The sequence below is a fragment of the Treponema porcinum genome, assembly GCF_900167145.1.
Classification (GTDB): domain Bacteria; phylum Spirochaetota; class Spirochaetia; order Treponematales; family Treponemataceae; genus Treponema_D; species Treponema_D porcinum.
The window spans coordinates 59,967-82,552 of the sequence record NZ_FUWG01000015.1 but is presented as its reverse complement, the minus strand read 5'-3'; the positions used below and the strand labels follow the sequence as shown (position 1 = coordinate 82,552).

Sequence of the window (22,586 nt, the reverse complement as noted above, 5' to 3'; positions counted from 1 at the left end):
CACAATGATTTTTACCAGCAACAAGCAGCCGTCACAATGGAAACAGAACTTCAACGAGGACGATTCTCTGCTTTGTGCACTGGACAGAATCTTTGATGATGCCCTGATTTTCAACTTACGCGGTAACAGTTATCGCGGGAAGGATTGCGAGTCGTATTCCCTGACTACACTCAGGGGAAAAGCAACCAACGCCGAACTTCCAGCGGTAAAATAATCTAAGTTCGAAGAGACTGAGTTTCTGGTTATTTCTCTTGAACTAATTTTTGGTTTTTCTCGGTGGACTATCTGTGGCTATTTCAGGCGAGCTCTAATAATGAAACAAACCTTTGCAACTTCTCGAACAACAGAAGCTTTATAGGCTGTATAATAATCAGAATTATAAGGTCTGCAATAAAAGACATAATCAGGAGAGAGTGTGTTTAGCGCAAACCATTTTTTATTTTTATACGCATTGATAGCTTCTGGATATAACGCTGATAAAAAGCTATATGCTGCATTATGATTTGACCAATCATTGTCACTGAAATTCGGCTGGCATAATAAATGTACATCAAAATCATTATCTGCTCTCAGTAATTCATATAATGATTTAAAACTTGAAAAGGCTTCTGCAAAATAAATAATAAAAACAACAGATATTTTATTATTCTTTGAATTTAAATTTTTGCTATAAATTGTTGTTTTTTCTGATTCAGCCTGCGCCTTTATAAACTGCCAAAAAGAAATCAACTTAGTTGAAACTACGGACGGAAGCACTCTTTTTAAAATAGAAAACATTATGCAGCCTCCGTGTTATACGGAAACTGCACAGGAAGGTTAAGTACCCCCCCCCCTTCCTATATTTATATTAGTTAGATGCAATAACTCTTTATAATACATATACTGTTTTTGCGCAATCAAACTGATACACCAGTTCTCCAGAGCATAACGGCGATTTTTTTCCCCATATCCGGTATTGTATAGCGAGAATGCCTCGTCAACCGCAGTTTTCAATGTTGATGTGTTTTCTACATTAAAAACAGGATTTCCTGTTTTTTTTAGTATTTCGCCGACATTTCCAACATCAGGACCGACAACTACATTCCCAAAATAAAAATTTAACGGCAATGAACCAGAATTTAAAATCTTTACCCTCTGAAGTAAAGCAATATCTGCAACAGACATATAATATGGCAGCAGTTCGTCAGGGACACTTTTTCCTGAAAATATGATATCCTTATATAGAAGTTTGTATTTTATAAAAGTTACTATCCGATTAAAAAACAAAAAGGGATTTTTTGTAAATTTGATACAGAAAAAACTGGGTGCTATGACTTTTACTGAATGCTTATTCAGTTCCTTTAGCAGTTTGATGAGCAAAGCTCTTTCTTCATCAGCCCGAAAAGCACCTAAGCATAAAATATATCGGAATGAAGAAGAAAGCTTTAATGTTTGGTATGCTACCTGCCTGGCCGGAAGGAATGTATACAAATCATCATATACAGGGTGTTCCAGCAATTTATGCCGGGCAGAAGGAAACTTTTTTTCACAAAATGACAGACTAAACGCTCCTAAATGGTATATAACATCGACGCTTCTGTATACAATATCATAGCTTTCATTTTCATCCGTCAATTTTTTGTAATGGGGCTTCAAATTATGACAAGTAACGACTATTTTTATGTTTTTTGATTTCAATAATTTTAATCGGCAGTCAAGTTCATGCGCCGTATGACATTCTGTTCTCGAACCTGTTTTCAGCAGAAAATGAGGAAATTGTATATGAATAATATCATAAGAAAACGTTTCCGATGACCAGAATTTTCTAATTCCATAATCAAGAACAATAGAGCTGTCTATTGCCTGCAAATTATATATCATTTCTCGAAAATATGGATTAGAAGAATCAAATGGATTGTCAATTGTATATAAAATCTTCATTCGCATTCCTTGACACAAACGTTTCATTTGACAATATACATCACTTTTTAATTATATTCTACTCTTTTTGTTCTTATCGCTTCCCGAAAAACAAACAGCTGAAGACTATTGCACAAATACAACAATCTTCAGCTGTACGGATTTTTACTTCCGCAGTAAGTTAGTTTGAATCGTTTAATGCAGAAATGATTGTAATCGGATTTTCACTGACTGCTGTTTTCAAACTGTTTGATGTCCGTGTACCCCACGTACTGCATGAGCGCAGGACGACAAACCATTTTGACCCGGCGGTGAGCTCATCAGGAAGAAAGAACGAGAGATCTTTCGGAAAGTTGCGGAACACCTTTGAAACACGGTGCCACTTTGTTTCGTCAGCATCAATCGAACCGTCCTCCTGCACCGGCGCAAAGAAAATGCCGGTCTGCTCCGTGTCTCCGGCAATCTTGAGCCGCTGACCGCAAATCTGCATTCCGCCGCCCTCGGTTATTTCGAGACCGCTCTTGTTTGTCGAAAGGTCTTTGAAACTGCCGATTGCAGGCAGTGTATCTGCTTTTGTCAGCGAATCGATTTCAATACCAGAAACAGAATAGCGCGCCGTTTTTGATGGAGTGAACGCTACTCCGAATGCCGGCACATCTTCCGCACTCGGATTCTCAGATTCGATGCTGCCTTTTGATGTCAGGTACAATATCCCCAAGTCAAAGCAGTTGAATCCTTCTCCGCTATTAAGTTTCTGCACCATCACAATTTTGAATTCCGTTGCCATCAGTCTGATAATAGTTTCTGGAATCAAGGGATTGTTTTTGTGAACTGCTGCAATCAAGTTTTCCAGGCTTGCAGTGTTGCGATTGACGGTTGCATACTGTTTGTCACCGCTTACTATATGGTTTTTATGCACCGTAATATTCACCGTTTTTTTAGAGCCAGTGTGCTCTGTTATCAGCTCAGTCATTTTGACTCCTCTGATTTTTTTTCTTGACCCCGGCGTCGGTACATGGTAGTATACATGCAACGCAAACACATACCATGTATGTTGTCTGATCGCCGCTTTTCAGTACCAGTGAAAAACGGCTCTTTTTTTTACGGCAGCTTCCGGCTGTCTGTCGCATCAGTCTTTCTGAACCTCCCTTTTTTATTTTTTATATTCATCTCAATATCCTTCGCACAGCCATCTGTCGCGCTCTTCCTGTTTTTCATACTCGTCCTGCATATCAAATTGACAGGTGCGCGGACAGACAGCATTGATAAATTTTTGAAACGTATACTTTACAAGATATTCATCTAACTCTGTTTCCTCCCTTGTCCGTAGAAAAGATGGATATTTCTTAAGATTTTTAAATCTGATTTCGGCAGCCTGCATAGATGTTCCGAATACGCACTGTATTGCATCAGCATTCATCTTCATACCTCGTTTCTCAAGCTCCTTTATAACAGGCTCAGGCATCTGCAATTCTGCGGCAAACAGATTAGCTTCCGCTTCCTGTATGTCATAAAGAGTCTTGTCCTTACCGACATTCATATCGTGAAAAAGCTCGTAATGTGCCCATTCATGAAATATCGAAAATCTGTTGTGAGAATGCGGCTTTGTTTCATCGTAAAAAATAATAAATCTTCCGTTCAGCTCTTTCAGCTCGGCAGAATCGCTCTGAAAGAAGGAGCGAGGATACCCCTTCTTTTCCGCGTGTTCATAAGAGCACAGCCGTATATCTGAGAATGTTTGAATAATCGTTACCGCGCTCAACGGAAATGATGTTCCAGGCTTAAGTGCAATCAACTTTTCGTGAGCGGCAGTGTATGCTTTTTTGAAATCAGGTTTATAATTTTCCATGCTCCTCCTTTTCCATATCTTCCTCCCAAATGTCGCTGAAAATCAGCTTCATAGCAGCCTCAGCTCTTTCAAGGTCGGAATCGGTTAGTTTTTTCAGATTTCGCTGAATAGAATTCAATCGCATATTTTCCTCCGTAGTAGGTATATTTCCGAGCAAATCATCCGTAGTGACCTGAAAAAAGCGTGCAAGTTTCAAAAGTACATCTGGGCGCGGAACTGTTCCGTTGTTTTCCCACATATTGACGCGGCTTTTTGTTACATTGACTTCGGCTGCAAGCTGCTCCATTGTCAGTTTCTTATCTTCCCTTAATCTTCGAATCTTTTCTTTGAAAAATGTGTTTCCCATCTTATATCATTCCTTGCGGACTCCTCAACCGCAGCTTCTATTTTATAAAACCTCCCTGTTTTTTGTTTGATACAGACAACGTCCGCCGTCCATTTTTACAGCATTCATATTGTATAAGTGCAATAAAAAAGAACTTTCATTTGTATTAAATATACACACCCTCTCTCATTTTGTCAACAATAAAAAAGATTTTGTACAATATTTTTGCATTTTTTATTCGCAGAACGAGTGTTTCCACGTCCCTGCTGCGGATATGCGCGCATCCACAGTACAGATGTATGTATATCCGCGACGCGGACCTGTACACGTCCGTGGTGCGGACTTTTTGCACGATGGAAGATTATTTATTTGCTATTTTAAATAAAATGCCTTTTTTTAGACGATACTCTGTATAAAAACGACTCAAAACATCATCATAAAACCAACCATTAATTTCCGATTCTGAATTATATGACATTCTAAAACGGTGATATTTTCTTTCTTGCTCTGTAGAAAGAACTATATAAACATATTCTGGCAAATCGTGTGTGTCAAAAAATCGTTTTAAATTCTGATCATCAAGATAGATTTCCCATAAATTAGGAGAATTTATTTTTCCTTTAAAAGCAATATAGCCCCATGACAGCATAGGAGCGACAAAAAGACTGTCTTCTAATGAAGCAGTTTCATTTATATAATTGATATCAGCCAGTATTTCATCATATATATTTTTATGAGTCTTGCTTGTATAACATCCTTTCCACGGACCTTGCGTTATCTTTGTATTCAGCTCAAAAACAGAATCGTCTGAAAAGATGATAAAGAATTTTTGATAAACAGAAAGAGTAAAGGCAGTCAATAGAACAACAGCCTTAACGGCAAGTTGCACTTTATGCGACATCATATTACTTACAAATAAGAATATATAGTATAAAGAAAAAGGAACTGTTACAAGAAATCCGATTGTAGCAGCATTTGTTCCTGTATTAGAAGCATAATAAAATGCAATCGCCAGGAAAATACCGGGTAATGCAAAATATAAAAAAACAGAAGATTTAAAAAAAGAAAAATCATTTGCTTGCAAAAACATACATACTATGCCAAAGTAAAAAAGCGGTATGCAAAAAAATCCGGGGCTGTTGGTTCTGATGAAACAACTATATAAGAAAACAATAAAGTTTAAGAAGAAAAGTGTGTATTTGTATCTGTTGTTTATACATTCCTTTTTTGATAAAAGAAAAAACAGTTGAAAAACAACAGTAAACAGGGGGATAATTCCTGTTAATACAAACGGTCTCATTATTCGTATGAAAAAATATGCTGTCTTAACAAAAAGCCCATCACCTTCAACCGTATTAAAAATTGACTGCACAGAAGAAATCAACTCCGGTAAATCAGAAAAATGAAAGCAGTAAAAAACATATATGCCACCTACAAGAACTGTACCGCACCATACAAGTATTACTGATGTAAAATGAAACTTCTTTTTTGTTGCAAAAAAAGCACATAGTAATATGAACGAAGCAACAAGGTAAAATAACAGAATAAAGGGATTGCAAATAATCGAAAGTCCAAAAAAAATACCTGCACAAAAATACAAAATACTGTTGCTTTTATTTTTGCTATTGTACAGAAAAAGCACAGCTAACAAATAAAAATCTACTGCCAGGGCATAATATGACAAACCTCTGATAGCATCTTTTGTATAAAATATAAAAATAAAAAAAGAACTGAATGCTAAAAGCATAGTATATATTTTTTTTAACGAAAAAAACATATATATACCGACAATGCACGTTATAAGTGTTTGAACTAATCTTGCTGCTAATAATATGCCGTCAGTTGTTTTTGTGATTTTAAAAAAAACAGAAAAAAAAGGAAACAGTATAGGTGTATAGAATTGAGCACCGTTATAGTCATCGATGAGTAGTTTCTGCCCTTGAAATAATCTTTGCGCTTCTGCAATATAAAAACTTTCATCTGCAAAACAAATCCCGAATAGAGATTGAAACATGACGAAGAGAGATGACAGCAATATAAAAGAATATATGATATTTTTTTTATTCAAGAAATTATTGTTCAACATAAAAACTTCCTTTATCGTTTTTCAGTATTTTTTATTTAATTGAAAATATTATAATACCTAAAATAATAACTAACATAGCGATGATTTTTCTGACGTTAATTTTTTCATGAAAAAATACTTTTCCCAAAAAAGTGGCATAAAGTAAACTCGTTGATTCTAATATTCCTCCATACGAAAGCGGAACTTTTTTATATGCAACTACAGAAAAAAAAGTGGCTAGGAAAAATATACCATAACCTGTAATAACATAAGGATTAAGATACTCTTTTATTTTTGTCGCGTACGTTTTTAAAGCAGACTTTTTTAATAACACTTGCGCACAGGCACTCATAAATACAGACAGCAAAAGTACACAGGAATATTTTGTAATTTCAGCAATCATAGAGATACCTCAATTCTTATTATCGCTAAAAGAATACAAAACAATACCAAGCACAACAATAACTGCGCCTATTATTTTCCAAACAGAAATAAAATCATTAAAAAAAATAATTCCCCACAGCATATTCCAAAATATTGTTATAGATTTATTTGCAAATGCATTTGACAAAGGAATTTTCTTTATTACTTGTTGCCATGCTATAGCATAAATTCCCAAAACAAAAATGCTTCCTGCATAAAAGATAAAAAAATAAAGACTCAAAAAATCTGATAAACCTGCAAGTTTTGTAAAAACACCTGAAATTGAATAGACAATAAAAATTAAATTAAGGTATATATATGACTTTACCATTTTATTTCTCAAAACCAACAGTTTCTTTTACAACATACTGAGGAGCATTATTTATACAAATATAGATACGCCCGATATATTCACCTATTAGTCCTAATAGAATCATCTGAATACCGCCTATTATAAGCAAAAGACAGACAATGGAAGCCCAGCCAGCAGTTGTAATTGTTCCCATAATTTTTTTTATAACAATGATTATAGCATATATAAAACCGATAACCGAAAAAATACCGCCTATGAATGTTGATATCTCCAAAGGCTTTACGCTAAATGCGGTGAACCCGCTGAGCCATAAAGACAATAGTTTTTTTATTGTATAGCCGGATTTCCCTTCCTTTCGACTGCGGTGATTTGTAGTAACGCATGCAACATTTTTTGTAGCTCTAAAAACAAGTCCAGAAAGAAACGGATACGGATGATTATATTTTAACATTTCTTTTATAATAAACTGTTTTGCAACAAAAAATGATGTTATCCGTATATTTTTAGGAATGCCTATGCAAAACTGACTCATCTTTCTTGCAATATAAGAGCCGAACCGGCGAAACAAATTTTGTTTAACCTCAGAATATTTTGCGTATACAACATCGTACCCTTCATCAAGTTTTGCTATTAGTTCAAAAATAGACTCGATAGGCGCCTGTCCGTCATCATCAAGCGAAAATACATAAGCACCGGTCGTTTGCGCATATCCTGCCAGAATAGCAGATTGTTGTCCAAAATTACGCGAGAGAGAAACCCCTTTTATTTTTGAATTTTCTATGGACATTGTTTTTATAACATTCCATACATTATCTGGAGAACAGTCATTAACAAGAATAATTTCATAGTCAAAATCTTTTTTTGTTTGTACCACAGAAATTATTTCATCCACAACAGTTCTGATTGTATGCTCTGAACGATAACAAGGAATAACAAAAGAAATAAGTTTTTTTTCCATAAATTTATATACTCCAACTTATAACCTGCATTTGCAAAAAAAGCATTGAAAAATCATTCGACTATAGAACTCATGAACATAATATCTATAAATTTTCCATCAATTTTTTTCATATCCCTAAAAATGCCTTCAGTTATAAATCCTGCTTTTCTATAAGCTTTATAAGCAGCAACATTATCTGCAATAAGACGCAAAAAAATTCTGTGCAAACCTAGCTGAGTATGTCCATAATTTAAAATAAGTTTTGCAGATTCAGAACCGATTCCCTTACTATGAGCAGATTCATCTCCTATAAATATTCCAAATTCTGCAGATGAGTTATCATAATCTATATCTCGTAAATAGACAGAACCAATAGGAATGAAATCTCCATTTATTGAAGGAATTTCAATAATAAATTGAACGACTTTACCTGTAAAAACTTTCTCTTTTAGCCATGTTTGATGTATTTTCGAAGTAAAAACTTCTCTATAAAGAAAATTTTTTCTAACATCTTCTTTATTGCGCCATAACACTATCATATCAGTGTCGCTTTCTGTAATCGGTCGTAGTTGGAGATTTTTTGATTTCAAAATAACTGATAGATGATTCATTTGATAATCCTAAGACTAAAAATCGATTTATTTTTCCTGATAAAATTTTTTAATAAGGCTTATTACGATTTCTGCTTCTTCAGGAGTTATCCCATACCATAAAGGCAATCTGACAAGACGGTCACTTTCTATAGTTGTATATGTATCTTCTCCAAAAAAACTTCCAAACTTCAAACCGGCAGGTGAAGAATGCAACGGAATATAATGAAATACACAGCCTATACCATTCTCTTTCATAAAAGAAATAAATGCAGTTCGTTCTTCCAAATCCTTGCATTTTATATAGAACATATGTGCATTATGAATACAATCTTTTGGAATATTCGGTAGTTCTACCCCCCCCCCTCATCAGCCCAGAAAGCCCCCTATAATATATATTCCATATTTTTAATCTCGCATTATTAATATCATCGGCCACTTCTAGTTGTGCCCAAAGATATGCTGCATTCAATTCACTCGGGAGGTAACTTGAACCATAATCGACCCATGTATATTTATCTATTTGCCCCCGCCAGAATTTTGAGCGGTTTGTACCCTTTTCACGGATAATTTCAGCTTTTTCTATATCATCAATATTTGTGTTGATGACAATCGCACCGCCTTCGCCCATGCTGTAATTTTTTGTTTCATGAAAACTGTAGCACCCATAATCACCTATAGTTCCGAGTGCTCGTCCTTTATAACAGGACATCACTCCTTGTGCGGCATCTTCTACGACTTTCAGATTATGACGATGTGCAATATCCATAATCGTGTCCATATCACAAGAGACACCCGCATAATGAACCACACAAATTACTTTTGTTTTTGATGTAATTGCCTTTTCAATAAGATTTTCATCAATATTCATTGTATCAGGGCGAATATCTACAAAAACAATTTTACAACCACGCTGAACAAATGCATCTGCAGTTGAACAAAATGTATAGCTAGGCATAATTACTTCATCTCCGGGCTTCACATCACAAAGCAAAGCCGCCACTTCTAATGCAGAAGTTCCACTCGTTGTAAGCAGAACTTTTTTTGCATTAAATTTCTTTTCCATCCATTCATTGCATTTTTTTGTAAAAACACCGTCACCACAAATTTTGTGATTCTTAATTGCTTGTTCTATATATAAAAGTCCATTGTTTGTACAACAGGGAACATTGAAATCAATCTTCTTCATAAGACAATTTTATCAAAAAGAAAACATTCTGTAAAGAAATATGTTTTTTATTGTGTTGTTGTAATGTTACAAAGCAAATATTCAAAATAAAAACACATCAAAGACTAACTTTTTTGTCAGTTTAAATAAAAGCTATTTAGCCCAAATGTCGGTTTTCAAAAACACTTTTAAAACAGCAGTTATCATAGTGAAAATAGAAGAATGTTACGCTGAATTTATTTCAGTATCTACGTTATTATAATAAACAGATTCCGAAATAAGTTCTGAATGACGGAAAACATAAAAACTCGAAATAAAGGCTATTTGATAAACCGATAAATTATGATATACTTTGTGATATGTTGTTTCAAAAAGAAACTTTAAGAAAAATTGTTGCATTTACTTTCTGGGGAGTGATTACGACGGCTCTTAACATAGTACTTTACTATTGCTTCAGAAAAATTCATATTCCCGTTCAGGTTTCAACGATTCTTTCATGGTTCTTTTGCGTCCTGTTTGCTTTTCTGACAAACAAAAAATATGTCTTTCGCAGTAATAACACAACCGTCAGGGCGGTATTCCGCGAATTAGTTTATTTTTACGGATCGCGAATGCTTTCTGGACTTCTTGATGTCGTTCTTATGACTGTATTCATCGACTTTCTCAAGATGAATGAGATTCTTGCCAAAATCATTGTTGAAATTATTCTAAGTGCCTTTAATTTTTTATTGAGTTTCTTTGTGATTTTTAAAGAAAAAAAACAGAGCCAGCCTCAAATCAATGATAAACAAACGGAGCAAATGTAGATTATGGATAGAATATCTTTGATTGTCCCCTGCTTTAATGAAGAAGCAAATATTGAGCCTTTTTACAATGCTGTTCTTGATGTTTTCAAAAATACATCAAATGAAACTGACTTTGAGCTTATGTTTGTAAACGACGGCTCAAAAGACAATACACTGCAAAAAATAAAAGCACTGCATGAAAAAGATAATCGCGTAAAATGCGTTTCTTTTTCACGAAATTTCGGAAAAGAAGCAGCACTGTTTGCAGGAATCAGAAATGTTACTGGAAATTGTGCAGTACTTCTTGACGCAGATTTACAGCATCCTCCTGCAACTATAATTGAAATGTATAAAAAATGGAAAGAAGGCTTTGAAGTCGTCGAAGGAATAAAAACTGAAAGGGGAAAAGAGTCTTTGTTCCATAAGGCGTTTACTAAGATTTTTTATAATCTCATCAGTCGCTCTGTCGGTTTGGACATGAGAAACTCAAGCGATTATAAGCTGCTTGACAAAAAAGTTATAACAGAGCTTGCAAATCTAAAGGAACGAAATACATTCTTCCGCGCGCTTTCATTTTGGTGCGGTTTCAAAAAGACAACTGTCTATTATGAAGTTGCAGAACGTGTCAACGGAACGTCAAAGTGGTCTACGAAAGCTCTTATAAAGTATGCTGTAAAAAACGTAATCTGTTTCAGTTATGCTCCGCTGCATATTGTTACAGTAATCGGCTGCATATTTGTTTTTATAGGATTTATTGTTGCTGTTGATGCAATTATTTCTTTTTTTACCGGAAAAGCGGCAGATGGATTTCCAACGCTACTCGGAATCATTTTGCTTGGTTTCGGCGGCATTATGGTCAGCCTTGGTATTATCGGTGTGTATATTGCTCAAATTTATGATGAAGTGAAAGGCAGACCTCAATACATCATCGGAGAAAAAATTGAATAGAATCATAGATACACATGCAGATGACTATGCATTAAGTGAAAATTCAGATAACAATATACTTACACTATGCGAAAACGGATTTTTAGACAGTATCAGCATTATTCCGAATCTTCGTATTTTTGAAAGTGCAGTACGCAAATTTAAAGCCGTTCAAGAAAAAAGTACAAAAAACATTCTGGTATCTGTTCATCTTAATTTTATGGAAGGTCATCCATGTGCAGAAATAAGTTCAATTCCAGATTTGGTTGATTCAAACGGACTGTTCTCGGTTTCATGGGGAAAACTGATTCTCTGGAATTATATACCTTTTTTTAGAGCAAAAATAAAAGAGCAGCTAAAAGTAGAAATGATTGCCCAGATACAAAAATGCGTTACAGCTGGAATATGCGAATGCAAATCAATACGTCTTGACAGCCATCAGCATCCACATATGATTCCTGTTGTATTCGAGGCATTAAAAGAAACGGTATATGAACTGGAGTCAAGAGGTTATGCTGTAACATACATCAGAAATACGTTCGATCCGATTTCTTTTTATCATGGAAAAAGTTTATTTTCTGTGAACGTTTTAAAATGTTTTATTCTGAATTTTTTTTCCCGCAGAATTACAAAATACATACAATCACGAGGACAGAAAATAAACTATCTGTGCGGTGTCTATTACAGCGGACAAATGGATTTCAGAATAAAAAATGTACTTCCTGTCTTTCAAAAAAAGGCAGAGAAAAAAAATAGAACTGTAGAACTGCTGTTTCACCCTGGAACAATGCTCGAAAATGAACTGACAGACGAATTTACTAAAACAGGTTTTAATGATTTTCACCTGTCTGAGAACAGAATGATTGAATATTCTACATTACAAAAAATGGAGATAGTGTAATGAATAACTTAAAGGCTAAAAAGTACAGAGATTTTTTGTTTTTTGCATTCTATACAGCAATTTTTACTGTAATTGCAGTCGCCTGCTTTGTCTTATATTTTGTTCTTGACAAAACTTTTTTCACAACCTATGACGGAAGGGTACAGCATATCGCAGCACTTTCCTATTACGGCGAGTATCTTCGTTCTCTATTTCATTCTTTTTTTATTGAAGGTAAATTTGAAGTTCAACAGTGGGATTTTAATCTTGGCTTTGGAGCCGACATAATACAGACTCTCCATTATTATGTTATTGGAGACCCATTTTCTTTCCTGTCTGTCTTTTTCAGTACAAAAAATATGCATATTTTATATAATGTAAATATATTTCTAAGGTTATATTGCATTGGTATTGCATTTTTAGCATATTGTAGATACCATAAATTTGACCGGCAAGCTTCTCTATGCGGTGCTTTTGTATATATTTTCTGCGGATTTTCTTTTTTCTGCGCTCCAAGACATCCATATTTTGTAAATCCAATGATCTGGCTTCCTCTGCTTTTTATTGGAATTGATAAAATTTTTAGAGAAAAGAGGATTCTCTTTTTCGCTTTTTTTGTCTTTGTTTCTACCGCCAGCAATTTCTACTTTTTTTATATGCTGAGCATAATAGTTTTCGTATATGCACTTATAAGATTCTTTTTTGTTTTTCCAAAAAATAAATATAAAAACATCTGGAGATATATACTTTTAGCATTGGCAGGATATGTACTTGGTGTCTGTATGGCAGCCTTTTTATTTTTCCCAAATGTTTCAGGATTTTTCCTGTGCGGACGTTCAGAAGAGGAAAAACCTCTGACATTTTTATATAGACCAAATTACTACATAAAAATGTTTTTAGGATTCGTCGCACCATCAACATTCGGGTCTTATTCAACATTCGGGTATGCAGCACCTGCACTGCCTTTGACAATCTGTCTTTTTAGAATGAAAGATAAAATTTCCAGACAGTTGAAGCTTTCTATTACAATCGGACTGATTTTTTATTTACTTCCTGTTTTTGGCTGCATTTTCAATGGTTTTTCCTACCCTTCAAACAGATGGGGATTTGCATTCAGTTTTTCCATTGCAATTGGTGTAAGTTATGTTCTTCCGTCTGCAATAAAATATACATGGAAAGAAATCAGGAGCATTATGATTGCATGCATCTTACTATGCTGCTTTGTTTTTGCACTTTCAATATTCATTTCAGATGTCAGAGAACAGTTCTTGCTTTCATATACGGTACTTTTTGTTACAATTTTAATTCTTAGTGCGGTATATATATTCCGATGTTCTGTTAAAATTCCATATTTTATACTCATTCTCATTTCTGTAATTTTTCAGGCAAATTTCAGGTACTCACCAAGAGGACTTGATTATTTGTCAAAAGGAATTTCAACTGATGAATACGTTGAATTGCAAAGAGAATACACGACTAATTTTCCGATTGAAGATTCAGAATTTTGCAGGGTAGAAACCGCCTGCTTGAAAAGTCCTAATGCTCCTGCCGTATCAGGTATAAAAGGAACGACATATTATTGGTCAATCAACAACGGGTTGCTATATGAATTTTATAGGGATTATAATCTGAAAAATAATTTACTAAGTTCTTTTGGTCTTGAGAACAACGAATATCTTTTTTCTCTTCTTAATGTGAAGTATTATATTGTTCCTGCAGAAAAGACAGCTGATATTCCTCAATCTTTTATAGACACAGGGAAAAATTATATCGGATATAAAATTTTTGAAAACAAAAACTTCCAGTATTTCGGCTTTTCTGAGAGTGGAGAACATCTTAAAAATGTAAAAACAAGCACAAATAAACTTACAGCGGAAATCAGCCCTGAAAAAGATTGTACAATCTTTCTTTCTATCCCTTACTCAAAATACTGGAATGCAAAAATTGACAACAAAAAAACCGATATAAGACTTGCTAAAACGGCATTTATGGAATTAACAGTACCAGAAGGCACTCATCTGATTGAACTGACTTATAAAAATAATTCTTTTATTCTCGGAGTAATAGTTTCTGTCTTTTGCTTTATTATTTTTGTAACAATCAGCGTATATAATAATTTTTTATCAATATGCAAAAAGAAATGCAAATACGAAACTGTTACAAAAAATATTTTCTAATAATATAGAACAAATTATATCTGTGTCATTCTGTAAAGTATCCGTTTTGCCATTACAGATACTTTATAGTTGTCAATTGAATTGCAGTTTTCATTTGCATCATATTTACCTGTCTGCGCAAACTCAGACAGCCAGTTCTTCCTGCAGCTGAAGCACTTCGTCAACAGAAAGCTGCGTTGCCTGTGCAATCTGCTCAACAGACCCCAGTTTCATGCAAAGAAGATTCCGCGCATTCTGCAGGGCATTTTTTCGCTCTCCTTCTGCAATTCCCACCTCTTTTCCCTCATTGAACCGGTGGCGGTCGTAAGCTTCCTGGTCAAATTCTGTTAAACTCATATTCAAAACCTCCGCTTTCTGCAGCTTAAAGTAGCCGTCCAGAAAATCATTCCGGATTGCAAAGCTTACCGCTTCGCTTATGGCTTTTTCTTTTGTCATTCCTGACCGGACGTTACTTTTTACCCGGTCAACATAACACGAATAATGATACAACGGTTTGCACTTTTGGAAAAGTGTTTTGTTGTGTCCGGAATTGATGTTCAGCATAGTCGCCGTCCATTCAAAGTCGCCGTTTTCCTCAGGAACTTCAAACGCATCGCTCAGGCGGAGCTTCGTTACGTCGGGCAGTTCACGGCTTCCGTTGTAAAAGACGACGAAGTTAGGAGTCGGAATTTTTACTATAGCAGTCGTAAACAGGTCTTTGTCCTGCCGGGTAAGTGCTTCTGATAAAGTTCTGCAAAATACATCAGCCCTCTTAGCGGCATATTTGGGTTGTAGGAGGACTGCTGCTCATACAGGTTCAGCTGCGAGTCGATGAGGAACGAAATGTCGTTTTTCATCGTTACGTAGATTATGCCCTCAATCGTGTTGATTTCGATTGCGGACGGGTCTGTGTAGGACGAGCCGTTCAGCGCATTATAGAGCGACAGAAGCCAGTGCTTGTGTTCTTCGCGCCCGAAAATCGCCTTGAAAAGCCTGTCCTGGTACTGGCGGTTGTACGAACCGGGAGAGGAATACGGCGGTTTTCCGTCGGTATATCCAGTGTTTCTATGTGAATCCAGACACATTTCAGTTCTCACCAACGTTTCCGCTGTGCCTTTCGGCGTATGCTCAGTCTGCGAATCATTCTTTCTGCATGATGTTCCGCATTTTTCTGTGTCGTTTTCTGTCATTTCTGCTTTTTCCATACACCTTTAAATCGTTTTTATTTTGAAAAAAAGGCAAAAATGGCAGAAAAAAATGAAATTTTTTCTCAAGTACTCTAACAACCCTGCATATTTCCTCTGTATAAACCGTACCACTAAGTGCTGTATGATGAGCTGTTTACACACTCTGTATAAGCCGGTTTTTATTTTCGAAAAACAGAATTCGATAGTAGGTAGGTTATTAATTGCATTCTTTTTTATCTGTTTTCTAGAAACTAAATAGTAAATAAAAAATTTTTGACAATTTTTGCCGTCGAATTAAACCATAAAAAATAATTCGATATACTAACGAATTATGCTTACGTTTCTTTATCAAATAATAATAATGCCGTTGATTCAGCTTACGGAATTTTTTTACGAACTGTTTTTTGAAATTACAGGCAATCAAGGCATTGCTGTTATAGGTCTTAGTTTTGTTGTTACTCTGTTCACACTTCCGCTCTATATGGTTGCGGAAAAATGGCAGGAAACAGAGCGCCAGATACAGAAAAAACTCAACCCCGGCGTTGAGCGCATAAAAAAAACGTTCAGGGGTGATGGTTTATGGTAAAAGATAATATCTTTGAGTCAAAAAACTGGTCACGCTGAAAAGAAGAATAACAGATTCTGTAACTTCTATTCAAACTTGTTTTGTTTGAATGGCTGCATCATTACGCAGCTACAAGTATACCTTATAAGAAAGAACGCTATCTCACAGTTTACGGTTAGGTAGCGTTCTTTCTTTTTAATTCAATTAAACTTCCTGACTCATAAAAACAACATAGATGTTATATAACTATGTTATTTTACACTTTTTTATGATATACTTTTTTTATAAAAGAAAATAACCATTTCAGAATGGAGATAGAAAAAATAGAAAATGGAGTTGTTTTATGAGTAACCACCCATTAATATCTGTAATAATCCCCTCTTACAACCGTGACTTTATTGCAGATAATACAATTAATAGTGTTCTGCAGCAAACATATCCAGAAAAAGGAATTACAGCTATGGAAATGATATTTGAAAAACATAAAGAGAAAATTTTTATAAATGACAATATCCTAAGTAGTTTTTTCAAAAAAAAAGCTGCTTTTATATGCAACGCAGGAAAAAATCCTGTTCAAGAAATGGAATTAATATACAAAAAAGTACCTTAAGTATCAAACTATATTAGACTTATAGCAGCAAAAACAGGTCTTTATAAACATATAGCTATATTAAAGGGAGCATTTTAATACTTTATTAAATAAATATAAAACTATGAAAATATTTGCCATCATGCTTGTAAAAAATGAAGCAGACATCGTAGAAAGCGTAATCAAGGATGCCGAAAAATGGGCTGACCGTATTTTTATTATGGACAACGGCAGCACAGACGGAACATGGGAAATCGTACAATCGCTAAAAAACGACATTGTCGTTCCATGGAAACAGGACTTCAGGCCATATTCAAACGGCTTGAGGGCAGATGTATTCAATGAATTCAGGCACGAAGCTTCCGACGGTGACTGGTGGTGCTTTAAACTTGACGCAGATGAATTTTACTATGACAATCCAAAAGAGTTTCTTGAAAAAATACCTAGAAAATATTCGTTAGTCGCAAAAAAATCACTTGATTATGTTATAACAGCCGAAGATTTACAGGAATATGATTTTTCAGGTGATTTTGAAAAAGACAGGGAACATATCAAATATTTAAAAAACACCTGCTGGAGCGAGCCAAGATTTTTCCGTTACAGAAAGTCATTGAAGTGGAACTTTGAAACAACCTCGCACTATCCAAAATATGCAGGTCTGCTTTCGCAAGAATATATACTTGTAAAACACTATCAGTTCCGCTCTCCAAAACAGATGCAGGCACGACTTGATTTGAGAAATTCACTTTCAAACAAGAAGGACGGAATCTGCTTCAGGCACGTAAAGGAAACAAGTTATAAAGAACTATTGGCAGACAAAAACGAATGCCTGCTTGACAGTAAAATAATATCACAAGGGGGGGGGTACAAAGGTATACCAATCCGCAATTCTTTACAGCAGCCGCTGATTAAAAGGATTTTTCTGCGGATAGGAATTGCTTTAAAACTTTTTTAGGCAGATAACATTTCATATCCGCAAGGTGCGAACAGGCAAAACCTGGCTTTATACGGATATGAAAATATTTTTCCTGATATTCACAAAAAAAATCCTGAACAGACTCTCAAGATATTTTAAGAATATAGACGCAAATTCTGTAATCGTAAATTTCATCGAAAAAGAATTTAGAGGCATAATAGAAAAATACAATAAAGCACCTGTTTCTCCAGCCGTGACAGAGATGGCAAAAATGCCTGAAAAATCAAAAACAGATGATTCAAATATCTGGATATTCTGGTGGCAGGGCTATGAAAATGCGCCTGTCCTTGTGAAAAAATGCATCGACAGCGTAAGAAAAAATGCCGGAACTCATCCTGTAATTTTACTTACCAAGGATAACTGGCAGTCTTACGCAGATATTCCAGAATACATAATCAAAAAAGTTTCTGACGGCAATATCTCGCTTACGCATTTTTCGGATATTCTAAGAATGGTTCTTCTTGCAGAACATGGAGGACTTTGGCTTGATGCTACTATTTTTGTTTCCCGAACAATTCCAGATTACTGTTTCACCCTGCCCTATTTTTCAATCCACTATAAAAACTCCTCAAGTAAAATTGCCAGGGGACGGTGGACAGGATTCTGTCAGGGAGCAAGAAAGAACTCTATAATACACAGTTTTTGCCGTGACATATTCTTTGAATATTGGAAAAAATATGCCAGATTAGCCGATTATTTTTTTATCGATTACACTATGCTTTGCGGGTATAAGAATATTCCATCTTTTAAACAGCTGGTTGATTCCATTCCGTTTAATAATGAAGGAATAAAAGAACTGGACTTGCATTTCAGTGATACCTATTCAAAAGAAAAATATGAATCTATACTGAACACTTCAGTTTTTTTCAAACTGAACTGGAAACGCAACTATAAAATAGAAAACAACGGACAAAAAACTTTCTATTCCTGTTTTCTAGAGAAATAGCCTATGAATTCAAAGTTTCTATAATGGCACGAGTTCTGTTTTTGTGATATAATATAGCGAGATTTTACAGAAAATTTCAGGTTTATGGTAAAAAATTATGCAAAAAGAACCTCTAATATCAGTAGTTATTCCAACATATAACAGGGCAAATACTATTTTACAATCCGTAAATTCAGTTTTAAATCAAACGTATAAAAACATAGAGCTTATCGTTGTAGATGACTGTTCTACGGACGATACGGAAAAAATAATTGCCGGCATTCAAGATTCAAGGGTTAAATTTTACCGTCTTGAAAAAAACAGCGGTGCATGCACTGCAAGAAATCTTGGGATTGAAAAAGCATCAGGAAAATACATAGCATTCAATGACAGCGATGACAAATGGCTGCCTGAAAAACTTGAAAAGCAGCTTTCCTTTCTTTTGGAAAACAATTGTGACATTACGGTTTGTTCAATGAATGTTTTTGAGGAAGTTACAGAAAAGAAAATGTATGTTTTTCCAGATTCAGCAAAACTTAACGGAAAAAAAATCAGTTTCAATGAGCTTCTAAAATACAACTGTACAAGCACTCAGCTGATTTTTGGAAAGGAAGAATGCTTTAAAAACAATTTATTTGATTCATCAATGCCGCGTTTCCAGGATTGGGATGAATGTCTGAAACTAAGTAAAAAATACAGTTTATGCTTTCAGAATGAAATTCTTGTAGAAACATTTCAGCAACAAGATTCCATAACAAAGAACCCTCAAAAAGGTGTTAAGGGAATGGAAATGCTTTTTGAAAAACACAAAAATGACATTCTTTCTGACCCTGAAATTACGGAAAGTTTTTTTAAGAAAATGTCTTCCTTTACATGCAGGTGCAAAAAAAATCCAGTTTTTGAAATGAGTTATATTTATAAAGCAAAACCGAATCCCATAAACCTCGTAAAGCTTATCATGGCAAAAACAGGTCTTTATAAACTTCTCTTTAATCTGAAAAACGGATAGGCATATTGTGCATTAAAAACAGTTTTTTATACGTACGGTATTTTTAATTGAATCCAAGATAATTATTCGCTATACTATCAATCATGCTTACGATTCTTTATCAAATAATAATAATGCCGTTGATTCAGCTTACGGAATTTTTCTATGAACTTTTTTTTGAGGTTACTGGTAATCAGGGCATCGCTGTAATAGGTCTTAGTTTTGTAGTTACTTTGTTCACCCTTCCGCTCTATATGGTTGCGGAAAAATGGCAGGAAACCGAACGACAGATACAAAAAAAACTTAAACCTGGGGTTGAACGCATAAAAAATACATTCAAAGGCGACGAGCAGTATATGCTGCTTTCAACGTTCTACAGGGAAAATAAATATCATCCGATTATGGCACTGCGTTCTTCATTCAGCCTTCTCATTCAAATTCCGTTCTTTATTGCAGCATACAATTTCCTTTCAAATCTTGAACCTCTGAAAGATTATTCATTTCTATTCATAAAGAATTTCGGCGCACCAGATGCAACGTTCCGTATCGGTTCTTTTGCAATAAATATTCTGCCGATAGCAATGACGATAATTAACTGCGTTGCCGGAGCCGTCTATTCAAAAGGACATCCTGTCGCAGAAAAAATCCAGATTTATACCTGTGCGGCGGTATTTCTTATTCTGCTGTATAATTCTCCGGCAGGTCTTGTAGTCTATTGGACGATGAACAATATTCTTTCGCTTATAAAAAATATTTTCTATAAAATAAAAAATCCAAAGAAAGTTCTTTACTGTATAGCCTGTACATTCGCCGTTCTGCTCTTGGTTCTTTCTGCATTTATTCTGAAAGATACAAAAACCATTTTCCGCCTTGCCCTTGTTATTTTTGCACTAATCATTCCGTTCATACCTTTAATAATAAAACTTTTTGATGCATTCATTACAAATAATTTTAAGCCGCTGAACGATAACCCTAAAATCAGGCTTACAGTCTTTCTTCTTTCTGCAGTTTCTCTCGCAGTTCTTGCAGGACTTGTAATTCCATCTACGCTGATGGAATCAGAACCGGAACAGTACTGCTACGTTGACGGCTACAAATCCCCGTTTGTTTTTCTTGCCGTTACAGTTTTTCAAGCAATTGGATTTTTCATAGTATGGCCAGGCTGTTTTTATGCTTTATTTTCTTGGAAAACAAGAAAGGGAATAACTTTGCTGTTTGCATGTACAGCTTTTATCGCCGTTCTTAACTGCTTTGCTTTTTCAGGTAACTACGGTCCGATTACACCTCACCTGATTTTTATGCAGCCACAGAAATTTTCAATTTCATTGACAGAACTGCTGCTTAATGCTGCCTGTATAGCAGCCCTGATTGTATTTGTTGTTCTGCTGATGAACAAAAACATTCGGATTATGCAGTCTGTTTCAGCAGTCCTGCTGATTGCACTTTCTGCAATTGCAGTAAAAAACACGGCCTGCATTCAGTCTGCCTATTCAAGAATGGATGCGCCTGAAATTAAAGACGACATTGAACCTGTATTTCATCTTTCAAAAACAGGAAAAAATGTAGTCATTCTTATGCAGGACAGATGTTTTTCCCAATTTATACCGGTATTTTTTGAACAAAACCCTGATTTCAAGGAAAAATATGACGGCTTTACGTTCTATCCTAACTGCACTTCATTTGCCGTATATACAATGCTTGGAACTCCGGGAATATTCGGCGGATATGACTATACGCCGTTTGAAATAAATCAGCGTACAGATAAGACTCTTCAGCAAAAACACAATGAGGCAATTCTTTCAATGCCTGTTGTATTTCACGAAAACGGATGGAATACGGTTGTAGCAGATATGCCGTATGAAAATTATCTTGAGCAGCCTGTTGAGCAGATGTATAAGGATTATCCTTTTGTAGACCGTGTTGTTACGCACGGCGTATATTCTGATGTATGGTACAAAAGAAATAATATGAAAAAATATCCTGTAAAAAGCATACAGATAAAACGAAATTTTATATGGTTCAGTTTTTTCAAGATGGTTTCCCCTGTTCTCCGGCAGGTTGTTTATCATAAAGAATACTGGCTTTCCTCTGATGGATTTGAAAACAATACGCAGTTTATAGACAACTATTCAGAAATTGATTTCTTACCGGAACTTGTTGATTTTTCTGCGGATAAAAATTCTTTTCTGCTGCTTGACAATGAGGCAACTCACGAGCCTATATTCCTTCAGGCGCCAGAGTATATTCCTGTTGAAAACGTTTCTGATTACGGGGGGGGGTATCTATCAAATAACAAACAATACCATTCTATGGCAGGAATTCTTATGCGGTTTGCAAATTTCATAAATTATCTAAAAGTTAATGATATGTATGACAATACACGTATAATTATTGTTTCTGATCATGGAACAAGTTTTAATACAGGTCTTTTTGAGCAGACTCCAGATATTCCTATTTTAAAAGATAATTTTACAGCAACCCTTATGGTAAAAGACTTTTCTAGCCATGGTTCCATAAAAACAGATATGACTTTTATGACCAACGCAGATACTCCTGCACTTGCAACAAAAGATATTATTTCTAATGCTAAAAATCCATTTACCGGAAATAAATTTAATGTTGAAAATAAGGCTGAGTTTGTAAAACTGGCTTCTGCGCCTGCAGAAAGCACGAGAATCAGAACTAATACGCAGTTTAAAGTTGCAGATGACCATTGGTTTATGGTAAAAGATAATATTTTTGAGTCAAAAAACTGGTCACGCTGGATAAAAGAATAACAGACTCTGTAACTTATGTTCAAACTTGATTTGTTTGACTGGCTGCATCATTACGCCGGATACAATTAGACCTTATAAGAAAGAACGCTATATCACGGTTTACGGTTAGGTAACGTTCTTTCTTTTAATTCAATTAAACTTCCTGCCTCATAAAAAACAACACAGATGTTATATAGCTATTTTTGTTTACATTTTTTTATGATATACTTTTTTGTAAAAGAAAATTATAAAAAAGGAGATTTTTCAGCAAAAGTGCGTA

At 35.0% G+C, this 22,586-nt stretch carries 25 protein-coding genes; 11 read left to right on the top strand and 14 right to left on the bottom strand.

From position 1 onward, the window contains the following. The coding region (locus tag B5D55_RS11910; protein WP_234975422.1) for an ATP-binding protein at positions 1-214 on the top strand (214 nt) is incomplete at its 5' end. A gap of 77 nt (positions 215-291) precedes the next feature. Here the strand turns inward: B5D55_RS11910 and B5D55_RS10000 are convergent. The 12 genes from B5D55_RS10000 to rffA form a co-directional block, all read right to left on the bottom strand. Further along, positions 292-777: a hypothetical protein gene (locus B5D55_RS10000; protein WP_078933874.1), complete on the bottom strand. Its 486-nt coding sequence runs from the start codon at positions 775-777 to the stop codon at positions 292-294. Between the two features lie 39 nt (positions 778-816). After that, entirely contained in the window at positions 817-1,947 is a 1,131-nt protein-coding gene (locus B5D55_RS09995; RefSeq protein ID WP_078933873.1) for a glycosyltransferase family protein, read from the bottom strand. Positions 1,948-2,080: 133 nt separating this feature from the next. Beyond that, entirely contained in the window at positions 2,081-2,872 is a 792-nt protein-coding gene (locus tag B5D55_RS09990; RefSeq protein ID WP_078933872.1) for a DUF4469 domain-containing protein, read from the bottom strand. Positions 2,873-3,070: 198 nt separating this feature from the next. After that, positions 3,071-3,748: an ImmA/IrrE family metallo-endopeptidase gene (locus B5D55_RS09985; RefSeq protein ID WP_078933871.1), complete on the bottom strand. Its 678-nt coding sequence runs from the start codon at positions 3,746-3,748 to the stop codon at positions 3,071-3,073. Further along, the gene (locus B5D55_RS09980) at positions 3,735-4,094 is read right to left on the bottom strand and encodes a helix-turn-helix domain-containing protein (protein WP_078933870.1); all 360 of its coding nucleotides are present in this window, start codon (positions 4,092-4,094) and stop codon (positions 3,735-3,737) included. Before B5D55_RS09980 ends, B5D55_RS09985 begins: the two co-directional genes overlap by 14 nt. A gap of 340 nt (positions 4,095-4,434) precedes the next feature. Next, a complete protein-coding gene (locus B5D55_RS09975) occupies positions 4,435-6,159 on the bottom strand; it encodes a hypothetical protein (RefSeq protein ID WP_078933869.1) in 1,725 nt (574 codons plus the stop codon). 31 nt (positions 6,160-6,190) lie between these two features. Beyond that, positions 6,191-6,541 (bottom strand): EamA family transporter, encoded by a 351-nt coding sequence (locus B5D55_RS09970; RefSeq protein ID WP_078933868.1) that lies wholly within the window; start codon positions 6,539-6,541, stop codon positions 6,191-6,193. 9 nt (positions 6,542-6,550) lie between these two features. After that, complete coding sequence (locus tag B5D55_RS09965) at positions 6,551-6,892, bottom strand: transporter (RefSeq protein WP_078933867.1); 342 nt, start codon at positions 6,890-6,892, stop codon at positions 6,551-6,553. Between the two features lies 1 nt (position 6,893). Next, positions 6,894-7,832 carry a glycosyltransferase family 2 protein gene (locus tag B5D55_RS09960; protein WP_078933866.1) on the bottom strand — a complete coding sequence of 313 codons (939 nt, stop codon included), beginning with the start codon at positions 7,830-7,832 and terminating at the stop codon, positions 6,894-6,896. Between the two features lie 53 nt (positions 7,833-7,885). After that, positions 7,886-8,425, bottom strand: coding sequence for a GNAT family N-acetyltransferase (locus tag B5D55_RS09955; RefSeq protein ID WP_078933865.1), 540 nt, complete (start codon positions 8,423-8,425; stop codon positions 7,886-7,888). A gap of 27 nt (positions 8,426-8,452) precedes the next feature. Further along, the gene (locus B5D55_RS11990) at positions 8,453-8,692 is read right to left on the bottom strand and encodes a DegT/DnrJ/EryC1/StrS family aminotransferase (RefSeq protein WP_268811104.1); all 240 of its coding nucleotides are present in this window, start codon (positions 8,690-8,692) and stop codon (positions 8,453-8,455) included. Positions 8,693-8,723: 31 nt separating this feature from the next. After that, complete coding sequence (rffA, locus tag B5D55_RS09950; protein WP_268811103.1) at positions 8,724-9,593, bottom strand: dTDP-4-amino-4,6-dideoxygalactose transaminase; 870 nt, start codon at positions 9,591-9,593, stop codon at positions 8,724-8,726. Positions 9,594-9,931: 338 nt separating this feature from the next. Between rffA and B5D55_RS09945 the strand changes: the two genes are divergently transcribed. Genes B5D55_RS09945 through B5D55_RS09930 form a run of 4 tightly spaced genes read left to right on the top strand, consistent with a single transcriptional unit; the run spans position 9,932 to position 14,341 of the window. After that, complete coding sequence (locus B5D55_RS09945; RefSeq protein WP_078933864.1) at positions 9,932-10,378, top strand: GtrA family protein; 447 nt, start codon at positions 9,932-9,934, stop codon at positions 10,376-10,378. Between the two features lie 3 nt (positions 10,379-10,381). After that, positions 10,382-11,305, top strand: a complete 924-nt coding sequence (locus tag B5D55_RS09940) for a glycosyltransferase family 2 protein (RefSeq protein ID WP_078933863.1) — start codon at positions 10,382-10,384, stop codon at positions 11,303-11,305. After that, positions 11,298-12,185: a ChbG/HpnK family deacetylase gene (locus B5D55_RS09935; RefSeq protein WP_078933862.1), complete on the top strand. Its 888-nt coding sequence runs from the start codon at positions 11,298-11,300 to the stop codon at positions 12,183-12,185. Before B5D55_RS09940 ends, B5D55_RS09935 begins: the two co-directional genes overlap by 8 nt. Beyond that, the gene (locus tag B5D55_RS09930; protein ID WP_078933861.1) at positions 12,185-14,341 is read left to right on the top strand and encodes a YfhO family protein; all 2,157 of its coding nucleotides are present in this window, start codon (positions 12,185-12,187) and stop codon (positions 14,339-14,341) included. Before B5D55_RS09935 ends, B5D55_RS09930 begins: the two co-directional genes overlap by 1 nt. 123 nt (positions 14,342-14,464) lie before the next feature. On the opposite strand, the gene B5D55_RS11505 is transcribed toward B5D55_RS09930, so the two are convergent. Together B5D55_RS11505 and B5D55_RS09920 are read right to left on the bottom strand one after the other, a co-directional pair. Beyond that, positions 14,465-14,677, bottom strand: a complete 213-nt coding sequence (locus tag B5D55_RS11505; protein WP_143593338.1) for a hypothetical protein — start codon at positions 14,675-14,677, stop codon at positions 14,465-14,467. Between the two features lie 338 nt (positions 14,678-15,015). Beyond that, positions 15,016-15,525, bottom strand: coding sequence for a hypothetical protein (locus tag B5D55_RS09920; protein ID WP_078933859.1), 510 nt, complete (start codon positions 15,523-15,525; stop codon positions 15,016-15,018). 313 nt (positions 15,526-15,838) lie between these two features. Here B5D55_RS09920 and B5D55_RS09915 point away from each other — a divergent pair, with 313 nt between their 5' ends. From B5D55_RS09915 to yidC, 6 genes are all read left to right on the top strand, one after another. Further along, positions 15,839-16,093, top strand: a complete 255-nt coding sequence (locus tag B5D55_RS09915) for a hypothetical protein (RefSeq protein WP_078933858.1) — start codon at positions 15,839-15,841, stop codon at positions 16,091-16,093. Between the two features lie 322 nt (positions 16,094-16,415). Beyond that, on the top strand, positions 16,416-16,682 hold the full coding sequence (locus B5D55_RS09910) for a glycosyltransferase family protein (RefSeq protein WP_078933857.1): 267 nt from the start codon (positions 16,416-16,418) through the stop codon (positions 16,680-16,682). A 103-nt stretch (positions 16,683-16,785) separates the two neighbouring features. Next, entirely contained in the window at positions 16,786-17,616 is an 831-nt protein-coding gene (locus tag B5D55_RS09905; RefSeq protein ID WP_078933856.1) for a glycosyltransferase family 2 protein, read from the top strand. Positions 17,617-17,674: 58 nt separating this feature from the next. Beyond that, a complete protein-coding gene (locus tag B5D55_RS09900; RefSeq protein WP_143593336.1) occupies positions 17,675-18,583 on the top strand; it encodes a capsular polysaccharide synthesis protein in 909 nt (302 codons plus the stop codon). A gap of 97 nt (positions 18,584-18,680) precedes the next feature. Then, positions 18,681-19,571: a glycosyltransferase family 2 protein gene (locus B5D55_RS09895; RefSeq protein WP_078933854.1), complete on the top strand. Its 891-nt coding sequence runs from the start codon at positions 18,681-18,683 to the stop codon at positions 19,569-19,571. An 83-nt stretch (positions 19,572-19,654) separates the two neighbouring features. Continuing rightward, positions 19,655-22,327, top strand: coding sequence for a membrane protein insertase YidC (gene yidC / locus B5D55_RS09890; protein ID WP_078933853.1), 2,673 nt, complete (start codon positions 19,655-19,657; stop codon positions 22,325-22,327). Positions 22,328-22,586 lie beyond the last annotated feature (259 nt).